18 protein-coding genes are annotated in these 20,943 nt (G+C 74.9%); 2 read left to right on the top strand and 16 right to left on the bottom strand.

The window, feature by feature from the left end; translation table 11 throughout:
* Nucleotides 1–43 precede the first annotated feature (43 nt).
* Nucleotides 44–838, top strand: coding sequence for a nucleotidyltransferase family protein (locus tag JE024_RS06030; RefSeq protein WP_205376397.1), 795 nt, complete (start codon nucleotides 44–46; stop codon nucleotides 836–838).
* Between the two features lie 282 nt (nucleotides 839–1,120).
* Here JE024_RS06030 and JE024_RS06035 read toward each other — a convergent pair whose 3' ends face one another.
* From JE024_RS06035 to JE024_RS06085, 11 genes are all read right to left on the bottom strand, one after another.
* Nucleotides 1,121–1,939: an inositol monophosphatase family protein gene (locus tag JE024_RS06035; RefSeq protein ID WP_205372596.1), complete on the bottom strand. Its 819-nt coding sequence runs from the start codon at nucleotides 1,937–1,939 to the stop codon at nucleotides 1,121–1,123.
* A gap of 41 nt (nucleotides 1,940–1,980) precedes the next feature.
* Nucleotides 1,981–3,765 carry a gamma-glutamyltransferase family protein gene (locus JE024_RS06040; protein WP_205372597.1) on the bottom strand — a complete coding sequence of 595 codons (1,785 nt, stop codon included), beginning with the start codon at nucleotides 3,763–3,765 and terminating at the stop codon, nucleotides 1,981–1,983.
* A 489-nt stretch (nucleotides 3,766–4,254) separates the two neighbouring features.
* Complete coding sequence (locus JE024_RS06045) at nucleotides 4,255–4,695, bottom strand: DUF7144 family membrane protein (RefSeq protein WP_244882613.1); 441 nt, start codon at nucleotides 4,693–4,695, stop codon at nucleotides 4,255–4,257.
* A gap of 27 nt (nucleotides 4,696–4,722) precedes the next feature.
* Complete coding sequence (locus JE024_RS06050; protein ID WP_205372598.1) at nucleotides 4,723–5,193, bottom strand: SHOCT domain-containing protein; 471 nt, start codon at nucleotides 5,191–5,193, stop codon at nucleotides 4,723–4,725.
* 148 nt (nucleotides 5,194–5,341) lie between these two features.
* Nucleotides 5,342–6,697, bottom strand: coding sequence for a hypothetical protein (locus tag JE024_RS06055; protein ID WP_205372599.1), 1,356 nt, complete (start codon nucleotides 6,695–6,697; stop codon nucleotides 5,342–5,344).
* 36 nt (nucleotides 6,698–6,733) lie between these two features.
* A complete protein-coding gene (locus JE024_RS06060; RefSeq protein WP_205372600.1) occupies nucleotides 6,734–7,375 on the bottom strand; it encodes an HdeD family acid-resistance protein in 642 nt (213 codons plus the stop codon).
* A gap of 369 nt (nucleotides 7,376–7,744) precedes the next feature.
* Nucleotides 7,745–7,942, bottom strand: coding sequence for a DUF8691 family protein (locus tag JE024_RS06065; protein ID WP_205372601.1), 198 nt, complete (start codon nucleotides 7,940–7,942; stop codon nucleotides 7,745–7,747).
* 126 nt (nucleotides 7,943–8,068) lie between these two features.
* On the bottom strand, nucleotides 8,069–9,670 hold the full coding sequence (locus JE024_RS06070) for an MFS transporter (RefSeq protein WP_205372602.1): 1,602 nt from the start codon (nucleotides 9,668–9,670) through the stop codon (nucleotides 8,069–8,071).
* A gap of 231 nt (nucleotides 9,671–9,901) precedes the next feature.
* Nucleotides 9,902–12,589 (bottom strand): winged helix-turn-helix domain-containing protein, encoded by a 2,688-nt coding sequence (locus JE024_RS06075; RefSeq protein WP_205372603.1) that lies wholly within the window; start codon nucleotides 12,587–12,589, stop codon nucleotides 9,902–9,904.
* A 126-nt stretch (nucleotides 12,590–12,715) separates the two neighbouring features.
* On the bottom strand, nucleotides 12,716–13,372 hold the full coding sequence (locus tag JE024_RS06080) for a M15 family metallopeptidase (RefSeq protein ID WP_244882614.1): 657 nt from the start codon (nucleotides 13,370–13,372) through the stop codon (nucleotides 12,716–12,718).
* A 9-nt stretch (nucleotides 13,373–13,381) separates the two neighbouring features.
* Entirely contained in the window at nucleotides 13,382–13,990 is a 609-nt protein-coding gene (locus tag JE024_RS06085) for a TetR/AcrR family transcriptional regulator (protein ID WP_205372604.1), read from the bottom strand.
* 340 nt (nucleotides 13,991–14,330) lie between these two features.
* On the opposite strand from JE024_RS06085, the gene JE024_RS06090 reads away from it, so the two are divergent.
* Complete coding sequence (locus JE024_RS06090; RefSeq protein WP_205372605.1) at nucleotides 14,331–14,681, top strand: peptidoglycan-binding domain-containing protein; 351 nt, start codon at nucleotides 14,331–14,333, stop codon at nucleotides 14,679–14,681.
* A 60-nt stretch (nucleotides 14,682–14,741) separates the two neighbouring features.
* On the opposite strand, the gene JE024_RS06095 is transcribed toward JE024_RS06090, so the two are convergent.
* From JE024_RS06095 to JE024_RS06115, 5 genes are read right to left on the bottom strand one after another with little or no spacing between them, the layout of a single operon-like run.
* Complete coding sequence (locus tag JE024_RS06095) at nucleotides 14,742–16,274, bottom strand: NCS1 family nucleobase:cation symporter-1 (protein WP_205372606.1); 1,533 nt, start codon at nucleotides 16,272–16,274, stop codon at nucleotides 14,742–14,744.
* A 22-nt stretch (nucleotides 16,275–16,296) separates the two neighbouring features.
* Nucleotides 16,297–17,298, bottom strand: a complete 1,002-nt coding sequence (locus JE024_RS06100) for a TIGR03842 family LLM class F420-dependent oxidoreductase (RefSeq protein WP_205372607.1) — start codon at nucleotides 17,296–17,298, stop codon at nucleotides 16,297–16,299.
* A gap of 11 nt (nucleotides 17,299–17,309) precedes the next feature.
* Nucleotides 17,310–18,713, bottom strand: coding sequence for a dihydropyrimidinase (gene hydA, locus JE024_RS06105; RefSeq protein ID WP_205372608.1), 1,404 nt, complete (start codon nucleotides 18,711–18,713; stop codon nucleotides 17,310–17,312).
* Between the two features lie 9 nt (nucleotides 18,714–18,722).
* Complete coding sequence (locus JE024_RS06110) at nucleotides 18,723–20,003, bottom strand: aspartate aminotransferase family protein (RefSeq protein WP_205372609.1); 1,281 nt, start codon at nucleotides 20,001–20,003, stop codon at nucleotides 18,723–18,725.
* Nucleotides 20,000–20,842 carry a nitrilase-related carbon-nitrogen hydrolase gene (locus tag JE024_RS06115; protein ID WP_205372610.1) on the bottom strand — a complete coding sequence of 281 codons (843 nt, stop codon included), beginning with the start codon at nucleotides 20,840–20,842 and terminating at the stop codon, nucleotides 20,000–20,002. The genes JE024_RS06110 and JE024_RS06115 overlap by 4 nt, the downstream gene beginning before the upstream one ends.
* Nucleotides 20,843–20,943 lie beyond the last annotated feature (101 nt).

A 20,943-nucleotide genomic window follows, 5' to 3' on the forward strand; every position in this document is an offset into this window, starting at 1 on the left:
TCGGCGGCCAGGGGCCGGGTACCGTCCCGTCGCGATGAACGAGATGGACGAAACGATCCGGCGCATGGCCGGACGGCTGCTGACCGTGCCCGGTGTGCGCGCCGTCGCCCTCGGCGGGAGCCGGGCGCGCGGCGCCCACCGGCCGGATTCCGACTGGGACCTGGGCGTGTACTACCGGGGCGGCGTCGACACCCGGGCGCTGGCACGCCTCGCCTCGGAGGTCACGGGCGAGGAGGTCGACGTGGCCGGCCCGGGCGGCTGGGGCCCCTGGGTCGACGGCGGCGCCTGGCTGCGGGTGGACGGGGTGCCCGTCGACTGGATCCTGCGGGACCTGGACCGCGTCCGGCGGGTGTGGTCCGACTGCCGCGAGGGGCGCTACGAGGTGGGGGTGCAGCCCGGCCACCCGCTGGGCTTCTGGTCCCCCGCCTACCCGGGCGAGGTGTCCCTGTGCCGCGTACTCGCCGACAGTGAAGGGGAGTTGGGCGCGCTGCGGGAGGAGACCCGGCACTATCCGGAGCCGCTGCGCGCGGCGCTGGCCGGGGCGTCCTGGGAGGCGGAGTTCTCGGTCGCGGCGGCGCGCAAGTCGGTGGGTGCCGGGGACACGCTCCATGTGGCACTGTGCCTGTCCCGGGCGTTCGGTGTGCTGGCCCAGTCGCTGCACGCCTGGCACCGGGTCTGGTGCCTGAACGAGAAGGGCGCGCTGGCGGCGGCCGCCGCCCTGCCGGGGGCGCCCCGCGATCTGGTGGCGCGCGTGTCGGACATCCTCACCGCGCTGGACGCGCCCGCGGTGGACGCCGCGGACGCCCTCGTCCGCGAGACCCGCGCCCTGCTGACCTGACCACGAGCGACACCCGGGCGCGGGCGGGGAGTCCCGGCGCGGGCGGGGAGTCCCGGCGCGGGCGGGGAGTCCCGGCGCGGGCGCGGAGTCCCGGCGCGGAGTCCCGGCGCGGGCGGGGAGTCCCGGCGCGGGCGGGGAGTCCCGGCCGGGCTTCCCGCCACAAGGTCCACGTCACCCGCCCGTGCCCGTGCCGGGCTTCCCGCCGGGGGTCCACCTCACGCGCCCGTGCCCGGCCGGCTCGGGGCCGGTCCGGGCACGGCGCGGTGGGCACCGGCCCCGGCGTCAGCTCAGCAGGGCGAGCAGGCCGCGGGCCGTCGGCTCGTCGCGGGCCGCGGTGAACGGCAGGGTGTTGCCGCCCGCCACGCTGAACGGCCGCCCGGCGACGGTGAGCTGGCAGCCGCCCGCCTCGGTCACGAGCAGCAGCCCCGCCGCGTGGTCCCAGGCGTACTCCCAGCTGAACACCGTCGCGTCCAGCTCGCCGCGGGCCACCCGGAGGTACTCCAGGCCGGCCGAGCCGCACGGCTTCGGCAGCACGCCCGGCACGGAGAGGCCGAGCAGCAGGCGCTTCTCCTCGGGCGAGGAGTAGTCCGGGTTGGAGATGGCGACGCGCAGGGCGGCCCCGGGCTCGGGCGAACCGGCGAGCAGGGGCCGGCCGTCCAGCCGGGCTCCCCCGCCGCGGACGGCGAAGGCGAGCTCGTCGGGCACCGGCGCGTACGTCCAGGAGGCGAGGAGCTCGCCGCGGTGGGCGAGGGCGACCAGGGTGCAGAAGCCGGGGTCGCCCTCCACGAACTGGCGCGTGCCGTCGACCGGGTCGACGATCCACACCGGCGTGTCGCCGCGCAGCGCGTCGTAGACGGCCGGGTCGGCGTGCACCGATTCCTCGCCGACGACCACCGACCCCGGCAGCAGGGCGGTCAGGGAGGCGGTCAGGTGCTCCTCCGCCAGCCGGTCCGCCGCGGTGACGAGGTCGTGCGGCCCGCGCTTCTGGTCGATCTCGTGGTCGGCCAGCCGGCGGAACCGGGGTGTGATCTCGGTGGCGACCGCCTTGCGTATCGCCTCCTCGACGTCGGACAGGTCACCGCTGAGGAAGTCATCGATCATGCCCCCAGCCAATCATGGGCGGCCGACATCCCGGGAGCCGGTCAGCGCCCCACCGCGTAACCCTGCATTCCCCTCGGGTTCGCCGCCGCCGACAGCACCCCGGTGCGCGGGTCGCGGGCCACCGCGCACAGCCGCCCCTCGGACCAGGCGCCGCCGACGGTGACGTCGTGGCCGCGTCCGCGCAGGTCGGCGACGGTCTCCGGGGCCGTGCGGGATTCGACGGTGAGGCTGCCCGGGCGCATCCCGCGCGGATGGAAGGAGCCGGGGAAGGACTCGTTGTGCCAGTTCGGCGCGTCGACGGCGCCCTGGAGGTCCCAGCCGCCGCGGACGTGCGGGAGCTGCTCCAGGGCGAGCAGGAAGTGGAGCTGCCACTGGTCCTGCTGGTCGCCGCCGGGGGTGCCGAAGGCGAGCACCGGCTCGCCGTCGCGGAGCGCGATCGAGGGGGTGAGGGTGGTGCGGGGGCGGCGGCCGGGGGTGAGGGTGTTCGGCAGGCCCGGCTCCAGCCAGGTCATCTGGAGCCGGGTGCCCAGCGGGAAGCCCAGCTCGGGGACGACCGGGTTGGACTGGAGCCAGCCGCCGCTCGGGGTGGCGGCGACCATGTTGCCCCAGCGGTCGACGACGTCGACGTGGCAGGTGTCCCCCCGGGTGGCGCCGTCGCGGGACACGGTCGGCTCGCCGGCGCCCGGGGCCCCGGCGGTGTCGCCGAGGACGGTGAGGGCGTGCGGGCTGAGCAGCGGCGGACGGCCGCCGGGCGCACCGGGCCGCAGCTCGTAGGAGGCCTTCTCGCCGATCAGGGCCCGGCGGGCGGCGTTGTACGGCTCGGAGAGGAGTTCGGCCAGGGGCACCGGAGCGGCGTCGCCGTACCAGGCCTCCCGGTCGGCCATCGCCAGCTTGCAGCCCTCCACGAGCAGATGGACGTACTCCCCCGAGCCGTGGGCGGGCAGTTCCGGCGGCAGCAGGGCGAGCTGCTGGAGCAGGACCGGCCCCTGGCTCCAGGGTCCCGCCTTGCACACGGTCCAGCCCCGCCACTCGTGGCTCACGGGCGCCTCGCAGGAGGCAGACCAGGAGGCCAGGTCGGCGGCGGCGAGGGTGCCGGCGTGCCGTTCGCCGCTGGTGTCCAGGGTGGGGCGGGCGGCCTGGCGGACGAGGGCGTCGGCGACGAATCCGGTGCGCCACACCTCGCGGGCGGCGTCGATCCGGCCCTCCCGGTCCGGGGCCGCCGCCTCGGCCTCGGCGACGAGGCGGCGCCAGGTGGCGGCGAGGGCGGGGTTGCGGAACAGCTCGCCGGGGCGGGGCGGCCTGCCGCCCGGGAGGTACACCTCCGCTGAGGTGGTCCACTCCGTCTCGAAGAGGCGGCGGACGCTCTCCACCGTCTCGCCGACCCGCTCGACCGGGGCGTGGCCGTGCTCGGCGTAGCCGATCGCGTAGCCCAGCACGTCGGCGAGGGACAGGGTGCCCCAGTCGCGCAGCAGCAGCATCCAGGCGTCGAAGGCGCCCGGGACGGCGGCGGCCAGCGGTCCGGTGCCGGGGACGACGTCGAGCCCGAGGCCGCGGTAGTGCGCGGGGGTCGCGCCGGCCGGGGCGACGCCCTGGCCGCACAGCACCCGCACCTCGCCCCCGGCGGGTGCGAGCAGCACCGGCACCTCGCCCGCCGGGCCGCACAGGTGCGGTTCGACGACATGGAGCACGAACCCGGCGGCGACGGCCGCGTCGTAGGCGTTGCCGCCGCGTTCCAGCACGGCCATGGCGGACTGCGAGGCGAGCCAGTGCGTGGACGACACCATGCCGAAGGTGCCCTGGAGGGTGGGGCGGGTGGTGAACGGCATCCGGCGACCTCGTTCCTCGGGTGCGCCGTCCGGCGGGCCGGTGCCCGGTCCGCCGGGCGGGCCGGAGGTCCCGTCCGGACTCCGCGCGTGCCTCGCCGGCCCGCGGCAGCGGGGCCGGCCGGATGCCCCAGGCTACGGACTTTCCGCTCCCCGTCCAGCCCCCTCCGGCGCCGCGTGCGCGGGGAGTTCGCCGCCGTCGCCCCTGAGGGCGGCCCCGGCGGCCAGGGGCGGGGCCGCCCCCGCAAGAGATCGAGCGCGGTGCCGACCCGGCGGGGTCGCCGCAGGCGGTGCGCCGGCGGAGACCCCGCCGGGTCGGCACCGCCGGCGGATCGCGGGCGGCGCCCACCGGGCGGGTTGCCCCGCCGCAGGCTCCCCCGGGCGGTGGGCGCACGGCGCGTCCCCGGGTGCCGGCGGTGGGGCCGGCACCCGGGGACGGAGTCCTCCGGGGCCCGGTGCGGCGCCGTCCGGCCCCCGCCGGACGGCGGCGCCTCAGGCCAGGTCCTCCTTCTTCGTGACGCACAGCGCCCAGATGACGAACCCGGAGATGGCGATCATCACGACCGACCACACCGGGTAGTACGGCAGCGAGAGGAAGTTGGCGATGATCACGAACCCGGCGATGACGACGCCGGCGATGCGTGCCCAGAGCGACGCCGAGAAGAGGCCGACGCCGACGAGGACGGCCGCGATCCCCAGGAAGAGGTGGACCCAGCCCCAGCCGGTGAGGTCGAACTGGAAGACGTAGTTCGGCGTGGTGACGAAGACGTCGTCCTCGGCGATCGCCATGATGCCCCGGAAGATGTCGAGGACACCGACGAGCATCAGCATCACGGCGCCGAAGACCGTCAGGCCTGATGCCCATTCCTGCTTGGCGGAGTGTGCGTGGCCCTGCTCGGCCGAGTGCATGCGGGGGGTGTGTGCCGTGGTCATGGTGCTGCCTGCCTTTCTGCCCTGTGGTCAGCCGCGGGCGGCACCGTCGCCGGTGCCGGTGGCCGTGGACGCGGTCTTCGGGGCCTGGCCGCCGAGGACCAGTTCCTTGGCCCGGCGGTACTCGTCCTCCGAGATGTCCCCGCGGGCGCGGATCTCGGAGAGCCGGGCGAGTTCGTCGACGCTGCTGCGGGCCGGACCGCCGCCCGCCGTCTCCTTGATGTAGTCGTCGAACGCCCGCTGCCGCGCCCGGGCGTGCGCCGTCTCGCGCGCGCCCATGGTCCGGCCGCGGGCGATGACGTAGACGAACACGCCGACGAACGGCAGCAGGACCACGAAGACGAGCCAGCCCGTCTTCCCCCAGCCGCCCAGGCTGTCGTCACGGAAGATGTCGCCGATGATCCGGATCAGCAGGATGAACCACATGATCCACAGGAAGAACCACAGCATGGTCCAGAACATGCTCAGCAGGGGGAAGTCGTAGGCGAGGTGGGTGCTCATCGTGCTCCTCCGTTCCGGCGGGAGCCGGACGTCCGGTGTCTCCTGTTCTCAGCGTGCGCACGCCAGGCGGGCCGGGCCTCACCCGGGAGGGGTGAGGCCCGGGGCACGCCCGGGGCGTCGCCGTACGCACCCGGCCGCTGCCCCGCCGTCACGGACCCGCCCGCCCCGGTCCGCCCGCCGGCACGGCGGGCGACGGGCCCCGGGCCGCCGCGAACACGGCCAGCAGCGCGAGGACAGCCAGCATCAGGCAGAGGACCAGCGCGACGGCGCCGACGGTGGGGTGGTTCCACAGCAGCAGGACGAGCACGCCGGCCGCGACGACGGCCCCGGTGGTCCACGACCGGTGGGCGTCCAGCCACCGCCCGGCCGTGCCGGTGCGCAGCCCGCCGCGCTCCAGGGCGCGTCCGGCGGCGCCGGTGGCGCGGGCCGCCGCCCGCCGCACCGCGCGCGCGGCCCGCCCGGGCCCGTACAGGCAGGCGGCGAGGGCGGTGACCGCGGCGACGACCAGCAGGGTGCGGGTGCTGTCCCGCAGGAAGCGGACGAAGGTGTCGTAGATCGCCGCGGCGGCGTCCGGCGGCAGCGTCGACGCGGGCACGGCGTCCAGGTAGACCCGGCGCACCACGGCCAGCGCGATCAGCAGGACCACCATCGCCAGGCCGACGCCGACGGCCGTGACGAGCAGCATCGTGCGGTGGGCCGGGGCCGTCCACACGGCGAGGGCCGCGAGCGCGACGGTGATCACGGGGAGCCAGGTGCCGACGACGTCGAGCACCCGCATGACGCCCTGCGCCTCGGAGAGCTTGTCGGTCTGGAAGAGGGTGATCTGCCGGTCGGCGGCCGGAATGGCGTCGGCCTTCTCGAATCCGGCGTCGACCAGCCGCTGCTTGACCACGTCGACCACGGTGCCGAGGTCCAGTGTCACCGTGTCGCCCTGGGCGCGCAGGGCGCCGCTGTCACCACCGGTGAGCATGTCGACGACGGCCGCGTGGGCGCGGCGGTTGGCCGTCTCCCAGGCCTGCTCGAAGGCGTCACCGGTGACGACGCGGTTCACGACGCCGTGCACCACGTTCGTCACCGCGGCGTTCAGCGGTCCGGCGAGCGCCTCGGACCGGTCGACGACGGCCGGGGGCGCCCCGGCGTCGGCGAGCGCCGCGCTCAGTGACGCGGTCACCGCCGTGATGTCCATGTTGTCCACGACGCGGTGGGTCAGCCGGTCGGTGACGACCTGCTGCACCGCGGGGTCGCCGGCGAGCGGCGCGACGGTCGCCACGTAGCGGTCGGTGTCGGAGACCTGGCTGTCCACCCAGGCGGCGACGACGGCGAGCGGCGCCAGCAGCAGGGCGACGAGCAGCAGCACACTGGCGCCGGTCCAGCGGGCCCTGCGGTGGCGTACGGCGGCGGCCCGGCGGAGCCTGCGGTACTCGGCGTGCTCCTCGGAGGTGAGCGCGGTGCGCTCGCCGCCGCCGTCGGGGGCGGCGGGGCCGGGGTGCCGGTTCGGGAGCATGGCGTCTCCTCGGTCGTTCCCGTGCTTCGGCCGGTGTCACCCGGCGCGCGGTGCCGCCCGGCCCGTCCTGCGTTCCGCCGCGCGCCAGGCGAAGGCGAGGCCCAGCTCCACCAGGCCGAGGAGCACCAGCCACAGCCCCAGCAGCCGGATGAGGAAGAGCGCCGACTCGGCGGGCAGCACCAGCACCACGACTCCGGCGACGATGCCGAGCGCGCCGGCGCCGACGACGAAGCCCCGGTGGGGAAGCCGGGTCGCGGCGAGGGCCGTGTAGAGGGTGAGCATGCCGGTGGCCAGCCAGACGAGTCCGACGATCAGCGAGAGCGCGGTGACCGTCTGGAGCGGGTGCCGCAGGCACAGGACGCCGGCCAGTACGTACAGCACGGCCACCAGCAGTCCCGGTGTCCGCTGGCCGCGTTCCTGGGCGAAGGCGGCGACGAAGCGGAAGCCGCCGGCCACCAGCAGGTAGAGGCCGGTCACGACACCGAGGACGTGCAGGGTGCCGTCCGGCCAGGCGAGGATCATGACGCCGGGGATCAGCGAGGCGAGCGCCGAGCCCAGCAGCCATGTCCAGGACGCGCCGACCCTGCCCAGCAGTTCGCCGGGCGGGATGTCCGCGACCGTCCCGCCGGCCCGGGTCCCGTGCCCGGCCGGCGGCTCGTGATCACGCGATACGGTCATGGCTCCTCCTCGCGCGATGTTCGCCCGGGTCCCGGTGGGACCGCCGGCGGGACGGTGCGGGGACCACCCGCTCCGAGCGTGCCCCGGGCCGGACGGGACCGGATCACCCCCGGCGGGTGACCTCCGCCCGCGGGTTTCCCGGCGGGGCGGAGGCACGGTTCACGACGGCACCCCGGCGGACGCGGGATCGGTCGGCGGCCGGGGTCCGGCGGGCTCCCGGCGGGTGACCCCCGCCCCGCGGGCTCCCCCGGCGGGGCGGAGGCGCGGTTCACGACGGCTCCCCGGCGGGCGCGGGCCCGGTGCGCGGGGGCGCCCCCGCGCACCGGGCCCGCGTACGGCGGCTCCCCCGCGGGTGGCGGCGGGGGCCGTTCACTCCGGCAGCCTGCGCATCTCGGCGAGACGCAGCCCCAGCGCCTGGAAGCGGGCGAGCAGCCCGTAGACATGGGCCTCGTCGACGACGTGCCCGTAGAGGACGGTCTGTCCGGACATGACGACGTGCTCCAGTTCCGGAAAGCCTTTGGCCAGGGTCTCCGAGATGTCCCCGTCGATGCGGAACTCGTAGCGCATGGGGCCGTTCCCTCTCCCCGCGGCCCTCCCGCCGGGCCGGCAGTGTCCACCCCCCGATCGTCCGCCCCGGTCACGCCCGCCGCCTCACCCCGCACAGGTGAGCCGCCGCACGGGCCGCGCGGCGGCTCACGGCTTCTCCGCCGCGCTCCCGCCCCGCGCGGACCGGCCGGCCGGGAGGTTGCCGGTGACCAGGAAACTCGCCAGCGTGATGCCGCCGGCCGCCAGGATGCCCGCGCGCAGCCCCGCGAGCTGGGCGGACGCGTAGGAGTCGGCGACGGCCTCGACCTCGGCGGGCGGCAGTCCGGCGCGTTCGGCCGCCGCGCGCACCTGGTCGGTGGGCACGAAGGAGATCCCGGCCTCCAGGGCGATGCCGGTCTCCTGCCGGGCCTGGTCCGAGATCCTCGGGTCGTCCTCGACCCGTGCGGCGAACGCGGTGGCCAGCGCGCCGACGAGGAGGGAGCCGATGAAGGCCGTGCCGAGGGCGGAGCCCAGGTTCTGCGCGGTGAACTGCAGCCCGCCGACCTCGCTCCGCTCGTCCTCCCCCGCGCCCGACTGCACCACGTCGCCGAGCTGCGAGGCCAGCAGCCCCATCCCGACCCCGAGCAGGGCCATGGCGCCGAGGAAGGGGCCGTCGTCGATCACCGGGTCGATGGCGGCCAGCAGCCACACCACGGACGCGAGCAGCGTCAGGAGGGCGACGCGGACCACCCGGCGGGGCCCGGCCCGCCGCCCGAGCCGGGCGCCGGCCAGGGAGGCCGCGAGCATGGTGACGGAGACGGGCAGCAGGCGCAGCCCGGTCTCGAAGGCGTCGAACCCCTGCACGACCTGGAGGTAGAGGGGTATGGCGAAGAACAGCCCCAGCAGGATGAGGTTCTGGCTCAGCAGCGCCAGCAGCCCCGAGCGCAGCGGCGGCCTGCCCAGCAGGGAGAGGTGCACCAGGGGGTCCTCGTCGCGGGTCTCGCGGCGGCGCTCCCAGGCCCGGAAGAGGGCCAGGACGACGCCTCCGGAGGCGATCACGAAGAGCGTGGGGGCGAAGCCCAGCACGGTGAACGGGGCGTTCCTGGGCTCGACCCAGCCCCAGGTGCCGCTCTGGAGCACACCGAGCACGCCCAGTCCGAGCCCGGCCGCCGACAGCACGGCCCCCACCCCGTCCAGCCGGGGAAGGCGGCCGGCCGGCGGCCGTTCGGGGATCGCCCGGCGGCACAGGAGCACGGCCAGCACGACGACGACCTCGCCGGCGAAGACCAGCCGCCAGGTCAGGTAGGTCGTCGTCCAGCCGCCGAGCAGGGGGCCCACCGCGATGCCGGCGCCGGCCAGCCCGCCGATGACCCCGTAGGCCACCGTGCGGTCCCGGCCCCGGTAGGACTCGGCCACCAGCGCGGCCATGTTCGGCAGCACCAGGGCCGCGCCGATGCCCTCGACGACGGACCAGCCCAGGGCCAGGACCCCGAGGGTGGGGGCGACGGCCGTGACCGCGGAACCCGTGCCGTAGACGGCCATGCCGACGAGGAAGACACGGCGGCGGCCGTAGATGTCCCCGAGCCTGCCGCCGGTGATCATGAACGCGGCCATGACCAGGGCGTACAGGGTGATGACCGCCTGGATGGCGGTGACCTCGGTGTCGAAGTCCTCGACCAGCCGGCTGATGGACACGTTCATCACGGAGGTGTCCAGCACCATCAGGAACTGGGCCGTCCCGAGGACGATCAGCGCGCGCCACTGCCTCACCGTGTCCACCTCACCGTGCCGGACGGTGTCCGCGCCGCCGCACCTGCGGCGACGCCCTGCTGCCGATGTCAGCAGCTCCCGCGTCCGGCCGCCTCACCCGCCGGGGGCGAGAAGTGTGGCGGCGCCCCTCGCGGCGGGGAGACGTGCGCCTGCCTCCCGGGGCGGGTGCCTCACGTCGCGGCGGGAGTGCCTCACGTCGCGGCGGGTCGGGTCGGGTCGGGTCGGGTCGGGTCACAGCAGGCCGAGTTCGCGGGCCCGGCGGACCGCCTCGGTGCGGCGGCCCACGCCCAGCTTGCGGTAGAGGCTCTTGAGGTGGGTCTTCACCGTGTTCACCGAGACATGGAGGTCGGCGGCGATCTCCTGGGTGGACATCATCCGGGCCAGCCTGCCCAGCACCTCGCGTTCGCGGCCGCTGAGCTTCTCCGGGACGAGCGGTACGGGCTCCCGGGCCGCGGGGCGGGTCACCGCCTTCCCGCCGGTGCCGGGGGCGGTGGTCAGCCAGCCCTCGGCGAGCCGGTGGAGCCGGGGGCTGTTCCTGAGCAGCGGGCGGATCCAGGGGCCGGCCTCCAGGAAGGGCCGCCGGAGCTGCTCGCGCCGGGCGTCGAGGAGTGCCTGGGCCACCAGCCGCCGGGCGGTGGCGTCCTCTCCGGCCCGGTGGGCGGCCTGCGCGCGCACCAGGGTCACCCGCACGGTCACCGCCGGGCCCTGGCGGTCCGGGCGGGGCAGGTGCCCGATCAGCTCCCGCGCCTCCTCGGCACGGCCCGCCGCGAGCAGGGCCCGCGCCGTCTCGACCGCGCAGGCCGTCCGCTCGCGCGGGGCGCCCCGGAGCACCTCGACGGCCTCCGCGGCCCTGCCCCGGGCGAGGTGGGCGGCGGAGGCGACGACGGCGGCGTGCTCCTCGGCCCAGGGCGAGGGCACGGCGGCGCCGACGGCCGGCACCCGGACGCCGTGGAGGTCGCCCCTCGCGAGCCGCAGCCGGGCCCGGACGACGGCCAGGAAGGCGGCCGTCACGGGGTCGCCGGCGAGGGCCGCCTCGTCGCCGGTGCCGTCGAGGAGGTCCTCGGCCCGGTCGAGTTCGTCGCGTTCCACACTGACGGCGGCGAGGACCAGCCTGCCGAGGAGGGAGCCGGAGCGCTCGGACAGCCCCTGGCGCTCCGCCTCCTCGGCCGCCGCCAGGGCCTTGTGCCGGGCGCGGTCGTTCCAGCCGGTCAGATGGTCGATCAGGGCGAGCCGGCCCAGGGCCTCCAGCCGCGGCAGCGCGGTCGACGCCGCGGGCGGGGACGCGGCGACGGGCGACAGGGCCGCGCGCGCAGCGTCGAAGTGCCCGGCCCACAGGCGGGCGGAGCCCAGGTGGGTCAGCAGCAGGGCGGTCAGTTCCGGATGCGCCTCCAGCGACTGCGCCGGCACCTCCTGCCACGCGTCGTCGGCGACCCGCGCCGCCTGCTCCGCGTCGGCGGGCGAGCCGGTCAGCCGTGCGGCCAGGGCCTCCAGCAGGGCGCGGCTCAGCAGGGCGGCCGGTGCCGCCGTGCCCTCCTCGCGCAGGGCCTCCTCGGCGCGGCGCAGATGGGCCAGGCCGTGGGCGGTGTCGCGGCGGGACAGGTCGAGGGCGGCCCGGACGAGGTCCGGCGCCGGGCCGGTGGCCTCGGGCCCCATGCCGGCGAAGAGCCCGCACAGGTGCTCGGCGCGCAGGCCGGTGAAGAGCTGTCCGATCGCCAGGTCGTCGACGAGGGCGCCCGCGGTGAAGTCCCAGTCCCCGGCGGCGGCGCCCTGGGCGAGCGCCTCGAAGAGCGCTCCGGACCGGCGCAGCCAGCGTGCCGCCCGGCGCCGCAGCTCCGGTTCCAGGCCGGGGCGGCGCTCCCGGAGGTGGACGCGGAGGATCTCGGCGAACAGGGGGTGGAGGCTGTACCAGGAGTGGCCGAGGTGCTGGACGAAGGCGTTCTCCCGGTGCAGGGCGGCCAGCGCGGCCTCCGCGTCGCCGCGCAGCGTCAGCGCGTTCACCAGCTCGGGGCTGAACCGGTCCAGGATGCTGACCCGCAGGAGCAGTTCCTGCCGTGCGGGGGTCTGTCCGTCGAGCACCTCGGCGAGCAGGAAGTCGGCGACCGTGCTGCGGCCCGCCTCGAACTCCTTCAGGTAGGACTCGGCGTCGGGGCGCTGCCGGGCGGCCAGGGCGCACAGCCTGATGCCGGCGGCCCATCCCTGCATCCGCCGCACCAGGCCCCCGACCGTGCTGCCGGGCAGGGACAGGCCGTGCAGGGCGAGGAGTTCGCCGGCCTCCTCGGGGGTGAAGGCGAGGTCCGCGTTGCGGATCTCGGCCATCTCGCCGGAGGCCCGGTAGCGGTGCATCGGCAGCAGCGGTTCGCTGCGGGTGACCAGGACCAGCCGCAGGCCGGTGCCGGCGTTGTGCAGCACGAAGCGGAGCTGCTCGGCGATCTCCGGGGCGGTCACCCGGTCGAACTCGTCGAGCACGAGGACCACGGGGCGGTCCCGGTCGGCGAGGGCGATCGCGAGGCGGGCGAGCAGGCGGCGGTCCACCCGGCCGGCCTCCGCCGGGCAGCGCACCCCGGCCATCGCCGCCTCGTCGGCGCCGCGCAGCGCCTCGCGCACGTACGCCCAGAACATCCCGGGGGCCCGGTCGGCCGGGTCGCAGGTCATCCAGGCGACGGGGCCGTCGAGCCCGGCGGCCCAGTCGGCGACGAGCAGTGTCTTGCCGGCGCCCGCCGAGCCGTTCACCACGGTCAGCGGGGCGCGGGCGGCCCGGTCGAGGGCGGCGGACAGGCGCTCGCGGCGCAGGAAGGTCCCGGGCCGGGTCGGCAGGGAGAGGCGGGCGCGCAGGAACGGTGCGCCGGAGGGGTCCACGCCCGGACCGGCACGCCCTGGATCGACGAGGTCTTCACGCACCGTCACGGCGGTCACCACCATTGATCGTCCCGGTGGCCTGGGCGGCCCGTGCCGCCCACCCGGATGCCATTATCCGTCCGGACGGGGCCCGGTGCCCGGTCACACAGCGTGCGGATGGACGGGAGCCGCCGGCGCGGGCCGCGCGGCTCAGGTGCCGTCCGACGAGAAGTGCTGGTAGTCGGGGGGCGACCAGGCGCCGCCCCATTCCCAGCCGGCCGCCTCGATCGCCCTCGTGACGGCGTCCCCCGCCACGAGCATCCCCTCGGCCGGCGGCTCACGGTCGAGCGCGGCGCGGGAGCCGGGCGGGTGGACCGTGCCGGAGCGGTCGACGTAGGGGTTCTCCAGCGGGTTGATGTCGACGGCGTCGCCGTACGAGTGGCGCGAGAGGTGGTCCTCGTCGCCGGTGACCCTGCGGCAGTTGAAGGCGGACGTGTTGTCGTCGGCCATGGCCCGGCGGTCGTCGCCGTCGTAGTGGGACATCGCCCGCATCCGGCGGATCGGGAAGCGGTCGTCGAAGGCGGCCCCGAAGACGGCGAGCACCGGGCGGACGGCGTCCTCGTGGACGACCAGCTCGCCCCGGTGGACGCGCCCGTCGAACCCCCAGTGGTTCATGGTGATCAGCCGCAGCCGCCCGGGCGGGACGGGGCAGCCGGCACGGTGGCTGGCGCCGAGGAGGGCGGACGGCACCTCGCCGACGGTGGCCGCGAGACGGGGCCGCTCCCCCGCGGCGGCGCCGAGGGGCAGCAGGCCGATCAGCAGCCCCAGGGCCAGACCGGGCACGAGGCGCCGGCGAGCGCTCTGCACCCGTTCAGGCTAGGTCCGGGCCCGTGGGGCGGCAACGCGACCCGGCGGCGGTGCGCTCGCGCCGCGGGCGAGCAGGAGCAGGGCGTCGACCAGGTCCTCCTCGGGGCTGCCGGTGGCGAGGCGGCGCAGGTGCAGGCCCATGACCAGGGCGACGGCGGCGGTCGCGTGGCGTGCGGGGTCGGGGACGCCGAGGCCGGCGAGTATCCGTGCCGCGAGCCGGTCGTACGCGGCGAACGCCTCGGCGGCCGCCGGCCGCAGCCGGTCGTCGCGCCCGGCCTCGACGTACAGCGCGAAGGTGGCGATGTCCCCGCAGGCGGGAGCGTCGCCGTCGGCCGGGCCGGCCGGCGCGGCGCCGGTCAGCACGTCGGCTCCGGTGCCGGTGTACGCCTCGGACAGTTCGGTGAAGCGCCGGCTCTCGTCCCGGGTGAAGTGCAGCAGCGCCTCGCGGAGCAGTTCGTGCCGGGAGGCGAAGTGGTACGTCACGGATCCGAGGGCGACACCGGCCTCCTGGGCGATCAGCCGGTTGGTGAGCGCCGCGACGCCGTCCCGGCCGATGATGCGCAGCACGGCCTCGATGATGCGCTGCCGGACGGAAGCGGACCGGGTGGCGGTGGGCATGCGGTCAGTCTTCCACCGGCCCCGCCCCGCCCGGCCGCGCCCGTGGCACACGCGCCACCGGTCCGCCCCGATACGGCGCAAAGTCGACGGTCGGCGCCGGGGCCCGGGGGACCCTCCGGGTGCCCCCGGGGCCGGGCCGGCCCGGCTCGCACCGCGGCCGGGCTGGGCCTTTGCCGTGAGCGGCAACAGCGTCGACGGGCGTGGCGGCCCCGGGCGACGATGACACGCGGCGGGTCGGCCGCCGTGCGGCACACCCCGGTCGGCGGCTTTCGCACGGTCGGCGGCACAGCGCGCCGGGCCGCCGGTGACACCCGGAACCCACCACCGAGAGGACACCTCCATGCGCATCACGCACACCGCACTGGCGGCCTTGGCCGTCCTGCTGCTCTCCGCCGGGGCGGCGGCTCCGGCGGGCGCGGCGGCCGCCGCCCCGGAGCGCGCCGCGGCGGCGGCCGCCTGCGGCGAGCTCAGGAGTCACCCGGAGATCCGGCGCGGCGACACCGGCACCGCCGTGCGTCACGCGCAGTGCCTGCTGCGGCACGGTGCGGGCTACGTCAACGTCGAGATCGACGGGATCTTCGGCCGTATCACCGAGATCGCGACGGAGGACGCCCAGAGCCGGTGCGGCGCGGGTGTCGACGGCATCATCGGTCCGAGGACATGGGAGTGCCTGCACGCCTTCCCCGGATGACCGCACCGGCGGTGGCGGGAGGCCCCGGCCGTGGGGCGGGGCCTCCCGGTGCTCACCCGCTCACGCGGCGGGCGCGGGACGCGCGCGCCGCGGCATCAGGGCCAGGTAGAGGAGCAGCGAGGCCGCGAGGCCCACCGCCCAGCCGTAGTCGGCGAGCGGGCGCAGGAAGGGGATGAGGCCGTCCTCGGGGAAGGGGCCCTTGCCCGGTGCCGAGTGGGAGCCGCCGACGGCGAGGACCCCTCCGACGGCGAAGGCGGCGACGGCACGGAGGTTCCAGCCGGCGGTGTACCAGTAGGGCCCGCCGGGGGTGTAGAGCCCGGGCAGGTCGAGGACGGTGCGGCGGACGAGCCAGTAGTCGGCGATGAGGATGCCCGCGACCGTCCCGAGGAGCCCGCCGACGACGCCGAGCCAGGTGAAGATGTACAGCTCGGGTGTCTCGGTGAGCTTCCACGGCATGATGACGACGCCGACCACGCCGGTGATCAGCGCGCCGGTGCGGAAGGTGATCAGCTTCGGCGCCAGGTTGGCCAGGTCGTAGGCGGGCGAGACGACGTTCGCCGCGATGTTCACCGAGATCGTGGCGACGAGCACCGTCACCAGGGCGAAGAGCAGGCCGAAGACGTTGTCGGTCTTGGCGGCGAGTTCGACCGGGTCCCAGACCGCCGCCCCGTACACCGCCTGGGAGCCGGAGGTGACGAAGACCGAGAGCAGCGCGAAGAGGGTCATCGTCGTCGGCAGCCCCAGCGTCTGGCCCCAGACCTGTGCCCGCTGGCCCGCGCCGAAGCGGGTGAAGTCCGGGATGTTGAGCGACAGGGTGGACCAGAAGGCGATCATGCCCATCAGGGAGGGGAAGAAGACGGGCCAGAAGTCGGCGCCCCAGCCCAGCTCGGAGGGCTGGTCGAGCAGCGGGCCGAAGCCGCCCGCCTTGACGGCGATCCAGACGAGCAGCACCAGCGCGCCGACGATGACGAACGGGGCGGCCCAGTTCTCGAAGCGGCGCAGCGCCTCCATCCCCCGGTAGATGATGGCGAGTTCGAGCACCCAGAACAGGACGAAGCAGAGCCAGAGCGTCCAGGGCTGGCCGCCGATCTCGGAGGCATCGGCCCAGCCGCCGAAGATCTTGCCGAGCAGCACGAAGATGCCCTGGCCGCCGATCCAGGTCTGGATGCCGAACCAGGCGCAGGCCACCCCGGCCCGGATCATCGCGGGCAGGTTGGCGCCGCGCAGACCGAAGGAGGCCCGCGCGAGGACGGGGAACGGGATGCCGTAGCGGGGGCCCGCGTGGCCGGTCAGCAGCATCGGCGCCAGCACGATGACGTTGGCCAGCGCGATGGTGAACACGGCCTGTTTCCAGTCCATGCCGAGGGCGACGAGCCCGGACGCCAGCAGCCAGGAGGGGATGTTGTGCGCCATGCCCACCCAGAGCGCGGCGAAGTTGTACGTGGTCCAGCGGCGTTCGGCGACGGGGACGGGCAGCAGGTCGTCGTTGACGAAGCGGCTGTCCGGCGGGCGGGTGCCCGGCGGGAGTTCGACGCGTCCCGCCGGGTCGGGTATCGGTCCTTCGGGGGGCACGGGCGGGACGGTCGTCGTCATACGGGGTCCCTTCGGCGGAGTGTCATCTGGTGAGGGCGGGGATGATCTGCGCGCCGTAGGCGTCGATCGTCGCTTCCTTCGCGTCGTGCATGTCGTAGACGGCGAACTGGTCGACGCCCAGCTCGCGCAGGGCCCGGAGCTTCTCGATGTGCGCCTCGGCCGGGCCGAGGAGGCAGAAGCGGTCGACGATCTCGTCGGGGACGAAGTCCGTCGACGGGTTCCCCGCGCGCCCGTGGTGGCTGTAGTCGTAGCCGTGCCGTTCCTTGATGTACGCGGTGAGCGCCTCGGGGACCATCTCCGAGTGCTCCCCGTAGCGGGAGACGAGGTCGGCGACATGGTTGCCGACCATCCCGCCGAACCAGCGGCACTGGTCCCGGGCGTGCGCGAGGTCGTCGCCGACGTACGCGGGGGCGGCGACGCAGATCGTGACGGACGCCGGGTCGCGGCCGGCGTCGGACGCCGCGGTCCGCACGGCCTTGACCATCCACTCCGTCAGATAGGGGTCGGCGAGCTGGAGGATGAAGCCGTCCGCCTTCTGCCCGGCGAGCGCGAGCGCCTTCGGCCCGTACGCCGCCATCCACACCGGCAGCTTCCCGTCGCGCACCCACGGCAGCCGCAGCGCCTGGCCGTCCACCTCGGCCTCGCGCCCCTCGGCGAGGTCCCGGATGACGCCGATGGCCTCGCCGAGCCGGGCGAGGGTGTTGGGCTTGCGGCCGGCGACCCGCATGGCCGAGTCGCCGCGCCCGATGCCGCACACCGTCCGGTTGCCGTACATCGAGTTGAGGGTGGCGAAGGTGGAGGCGGTCACCTCCCAGGTGCGGGTGCCGGGATTGGTGACCATGGGGCCGACCGTCAGCTTCTCGGTGTGCTCCAGGATGCGGCTGTAGATGACGAACGGTTCCTGCCACAGCACGGCGGAGTCGAAGGTCCAGCCGTAGCGGAAGCCGTTGCGCTCGGCGCGCCGCATCAGTCCGACGACCTCGGACGCGGGCGGGTCGGTCTGCAGGACGAGTCCGAAGTCCACGCGGATGCCTCCTAGTTCAGGTACTGACAGGTGGAGCGGGGGGTGTAGAGGCCGTGCCCGGCGCGGCCCGTCCAGGTGCGCCGGTCGACGACGACCTCGCCGCGCGAGAGCACGGTCTCGACCTGCCCGGTGACGGTGCGGCCCTCGTACGCCGAGTAGTCCACGTTCATGTGGTGGGTGTCGGCGGAGATGGTCTGGACGGCGTGCGGGTCGTAGACGACCACGTCGGCGTCGGCGCCGGGCGCGATGGTGCCCTTCTTCGGGTACAGGCCGAACATCCGGGCCGGCGCGGCGCAGGCGATGTCGATCCAGCGGCGCCGGGAGATGTGTCCGTCGACGACCGCCTGGTGGAGGAGGTCCATCCGGTTCTCCACGCCCGGCAGGCCGTTGGGGATCTTGGAGAAGTCGCCGCGGCCGAGGTCCTTCTGCCCGGTGAAGCAGAACGGGCAGTGGTCGGTGGAGACCACCTGGAGGTCGTCGGTGCGCAGGCCGCGCCAGAGCGCCGCCTGGTGCTCCCGGGGCCGCAGCGGGGTGGAGCAGACGTACTTGGCCCCTTCGAAGTCCGGCTCGGCCAGGTTGTCGGTCGACAGGAACAGGTACTGGGGGCAGGTCTCGCCGAAGACGGGCAGGCCCTTGTCGCGGGCCGCGGCCAGTTCGGCGACGGCCTCCTCGGCGGAGACGTGCACCACGTAGAGCGGCGCGCCGGCGACCCGGGCGAGCTGGATCGCGCGGTGGGTGGCCTCCGCCTCCAGCAGCACCTTGCGGACCTCGCCGTGGTACCGGGGGTCGGTCTCGCCGCGGGCCAGGGCCTGTTCGACGAGGACGTCGATGGCGATGCCGTTCTCCGCGTGCATCATGATCAGTCCGCCGTTGGAGGCGGACCGCTGCATGGCGCGCAGGATCTGCCCGTCGTCGCTGTAGAAGACGCCGGGGTAGGCCATGAACAGCTTGAAGGAGGTGACGCCCTCCTCCACCAGCAGGTCCATCTCCTTCAGGGAGGACTCGTTGACGTCGGAGAGGATCATGTGGAACGCGTAGTCGATCGCGCACTTGCCGTCGGCCTTCGCGTACCAGGCGTCCAGGCCCTCGCGCAGCGCGCGTCCCCGGGTCTGCACGGCGAAGTCGACGATGGTGGTGGTGCCTCCCCAGGCGGCCGCCCTGGTGCCGGTCTCGAAGGTGTCGGAGGCGAAGGTGCCGCCGAACGGCAGCTCCATGTGGGTGTGGGCGTCGACGCCGCCCGGGAGGACGTACTTGCCGGTGGCGTCGATGACGCGGTCGGCCGTCCACCCCTCGGCGACGGTGGTGCCGTGGGCGGCGAGCGCGGCGATCCGGCCGTCGTCGACGAGGACGTCGGCGTGGACCTCGTCGGCGGCCGTGACGACGAGGCCGCCGCGGATCAGGGTGCGGGTGCTCATGGTCTCCCCCTAGATGGAGCGCAGGGCGTGTTCCAGGAGGGACGCGCCCTCCTCCGCCTCGGCGACGGTCAGGGACAGCGGCGGGGCGACGCGCAGCACGCTGGTGTCGTGGCCGCCGCCCTTGCCGATCAGCAGGCCGCTCTCGCGGGCGGCTTCCAGGACCTTGGCGGCCGCCTTGGGGTCGGCCTCGTCGGTGCCGGGCTTCACGAGCTCGACGCCGATCATCAGACCGCGCCCGCGCACCTCGCGCACGGCGGGGACGGCCGCGCCGATGGCGCGCAGCCGCTCGATGAGCAGACCGCCGACCCGGCGGGCGTTGCCCTGGAGGTCGTGCTCCAGCAGGTACCCGAGGTTGGCGAGTCCTGCGGCCATGGTGACGGGCGAACCGCCGAAGGTGGAGATGGAGTTGGCGTCCAGGCAGTTCATCACCTCGGCGCGGGCGACGACCCCGCCGACCGACATGCCGTTGCCGATGCCCTTGGCGAAGGTGAGCATGTCCGGCGGGCCGTTCTCGGCGTGCGCCTGCCAGCCCCAGAAGTGGTCGCCTGTGCGGCCCCAGCCGGTCTGCACCTCGTCGGAGATCCACAGGATGCCGTGGCGGTCCAGGACCTCCCGGAAGGCCGCGTAGAGCCCGTCCGGCGGTGCGGTGAACCCGCCGACGCCCTGCACCGGTTCGGCGATCAGCGCGGCGACGTCCCGGGTGTGGCCGAGCAGGTCCTCCAGGTCCGCCACGCACGCCTCGGTGAAGGCGGCGTCGCTCAGGCCGGCGAACGGGCCCCGGGTGCGCACGGCGCCGTGCACGTACAGCGTCTGGAGCGGGGACAGGCCGGTCGGCGACCACGCCCGGTTGCCGGTGACGGAGACGGTGGAGAAGGAGCGCCCGTGGTAGCTGTTGCGCATCGCCAGGATCTGCTGCGAGCGGCGGTACGCGGTGGCGAGCAGCAGGGCCGTGTCGTTGGCCTCGGTGCCGGAGGTGGTGAAGAAGACGCGGGCGTCGGGGATGCCGGAGAGGGTGGCGATCCGTTCGGCGAGCTCCACCATGGGGCGGTTCAGGTAGAGGGTCGAGGAGTGGATGATCCGTCCGGCCTGTTCGGCGACCGCCTTGGTCACCTCGGGCAGGGCGTGGGCGGTCATGGTGGTGAGGATGCCGCCGAAGAAGTCCAGGTAGCGGTTGCCGTCGGCGTCCCAGACGTGGCGGCCCTCGCCGTGGGTGATCTCGATCGGACGGCCGTAGTAGAGCGCCAGCCACTCGGGCAGGACGGCCCGGTGCCGGGCGTGGAGGTCGTTCACGGCTGGACGAGCCCTTCGTAGGCGTCGGGACGGCGGTCGCGGTAGAAGGCCCACTGCTGGCGCACGGTCTCGATCAGGTCGAAGTCGAGGTCGCGGACGAGCAGTTCCTCCTCCTTGTCGCTGGCGACGTCGCCGACGAACTGGCCGCGCGGGTCGACGAAGTAGCTGGTGCCGTAGAAGTCGTTGTCGCCGTACTCCTCGATGCCGACGCGGTTGATCGCCGCCACGTAGTACTCGTTGGCGACGGCCGCCGCCGGCTGTTCGAGCTGCCACAGGTAGGAGGAGAGACCGCGGTGGGTGGCGGACGGGTTGTAGACGAGCTGCGCCCCGCCGAGGCCGAGCTGGCGCCAGCCCTCGGGGAAGTGCCGGTCGTAGCAGATGTAGACGCCGACCCGGCCGACGGCCGTCTCGAAGACCGGCCAGCCGGCGTTGCCCGGCCTGAAGTAGTACTTCTCCCAGAATCCCTTGACCTGCGGGATGTGGTGCTTGCGGTACTTGCCGAGGTAGCTGCCGTCGGCGTCGATCACGGCGGCGGTGTTGTAGTAGAACCCGGCGCCCTCGACCTCGAAGACCGGGACCACGATCACCATGCCGGTCTCGCGGGCGAGTTCCTGCATCCTGCGGACGGTGGGCCCGTCCGGGACGGGCTCGGCCCAGCGGTAGTGCTCCGGGTCCTGCACCTGGCAGAAGTACGGGGCGTTGAAGACCTCCTGGAACCCGATGACCTCGGCTCCTTGGCGGGCGGCCTCCCGGGCGTGCTCCTCATGCTTGGCGATCATGGATTCGGTGTCGCCGGTCCAGGTGGCCTGGACCAGGGCGGCGCGGACGACATGGGCCATGAGCTGCTCCTTCGACGGGACGTCAGAGAGCCTCTACGCACGTAGACGCAATACGTAGGAGGAGAACGTAAGCCTCGTCACACACGGGGGCAAGACCATCG

Origin of the sequence: Streptomyces zhihengii, from assembly GCF_016919245.1 — a bacterium.
GTDB lineage: Bacteria > Actinomycetota > Actinomycetes > Streptomycetales > Streptomycetaceae > Streptomyces > Streptomyces zhihengii.

Excerpts from the sequence above, each read along its gene's own strand:
- hydA (WP_205372608.1), bottom strand. The coding sequence starts at position 18,713 with ATGAGCACCCGCACCCTGATCCGCGGCGGCCTCGTCGTCACGGCCGCC.
- JE024_RS06085 (WP_205372604.1), bottom strand. The coding sequence starts at position 13,990 with ATGCCCACCGCCACCCGGTCCGCTTCCGTCCGGCAGCGCATCATCGAG.
- JE024_RS06040 (WP_205372597.1), bottom strand. The coding sequence starts at position 3,765 with ATGCCGTTCACCACCCGCCCCACCCTCCAGGGCACCTTCGGCATGGTG.
- JE024_RS06075 (WP_205372603.1), bottom strand. The coding sequence starts at position 12,589 with ATGGTGGTGACCGCCGTGACGGTGCGTGAAGACCTCGTCGATCCAGGG.
- JE024_RS06065 (WP_205372601.1), bottom strand. The coding sequence starts at position 7,942 with ATGCGCTACGAGTTCCGCATCGACGGGGACATCTCGGAGACCCTGGCC.
- JE024_RS06030 (WP_205376397.1), top strand. The coding sequence starts at position 44 with ATGGACGAAACGATCCGGCGCATGGCCGGACGGCTGCTGACCGTGCCC.
- JE024_RS06090 (WP_205372605.1), top strand. The coding sequence starts at position 14,331 with ATGCGCATCACGCACACCGCACTGGCGGCCTTGGCCGTCCTGCTGCTC.
- JE024_RS06055 (WP_205372599.1), bottom strand. The coding sequence starts at position 6,697 with ATGCTCCCGAACCGGCACCCCGGCCCCGCCGCCCCCGACGGCGGCGGC.
- JE024_RS06060 (WP_205372600.1), bottom strand. The coding sequence starts at position 7,375 with ATGACCGTATCGCGTGATCACGAGCCGCCGGCCGGGCACGGGACCCGG.
- JE024_RS06050 (WP_205372598.1), bottom strand. The coding sequence starts at position 5,193 with ATGAGCACCCACCTCGCCTACGACTTCCCCCTGCTGAGCATGTTCTGG.
- JE024_RS06095 (WP_205372606.1), bottom strand. The coding sequence starts at position 16,274 with ATGACGACGACCGTCCCGCCCGTGCCCCCCGAAGGACCGATACCCGAC.
- JE024_RS06045 (WP_244882613.1), bottom strand. The coding sequence starts at position 4,695 with ATGACCACGGCACACACCCCCCGCATGCACTCGGCCGAGCAGGGCCAC.
- JE024_RS06035 (WP_205372596.1), bottom strand. The coding sequence starts at position 1,939 with ATGATCGATGACTTCCTCAGCGGTGACCTGTCCGACGTCGAGGAGGCG.
- JE024_RS06115 (WP_205372610.1), bottom strand. The coding sequence starts at position 20,842 with ATGGCCCATGTCGTCCGCGCCGCCCTGGTCCAGGCCACCTGGACCGGC.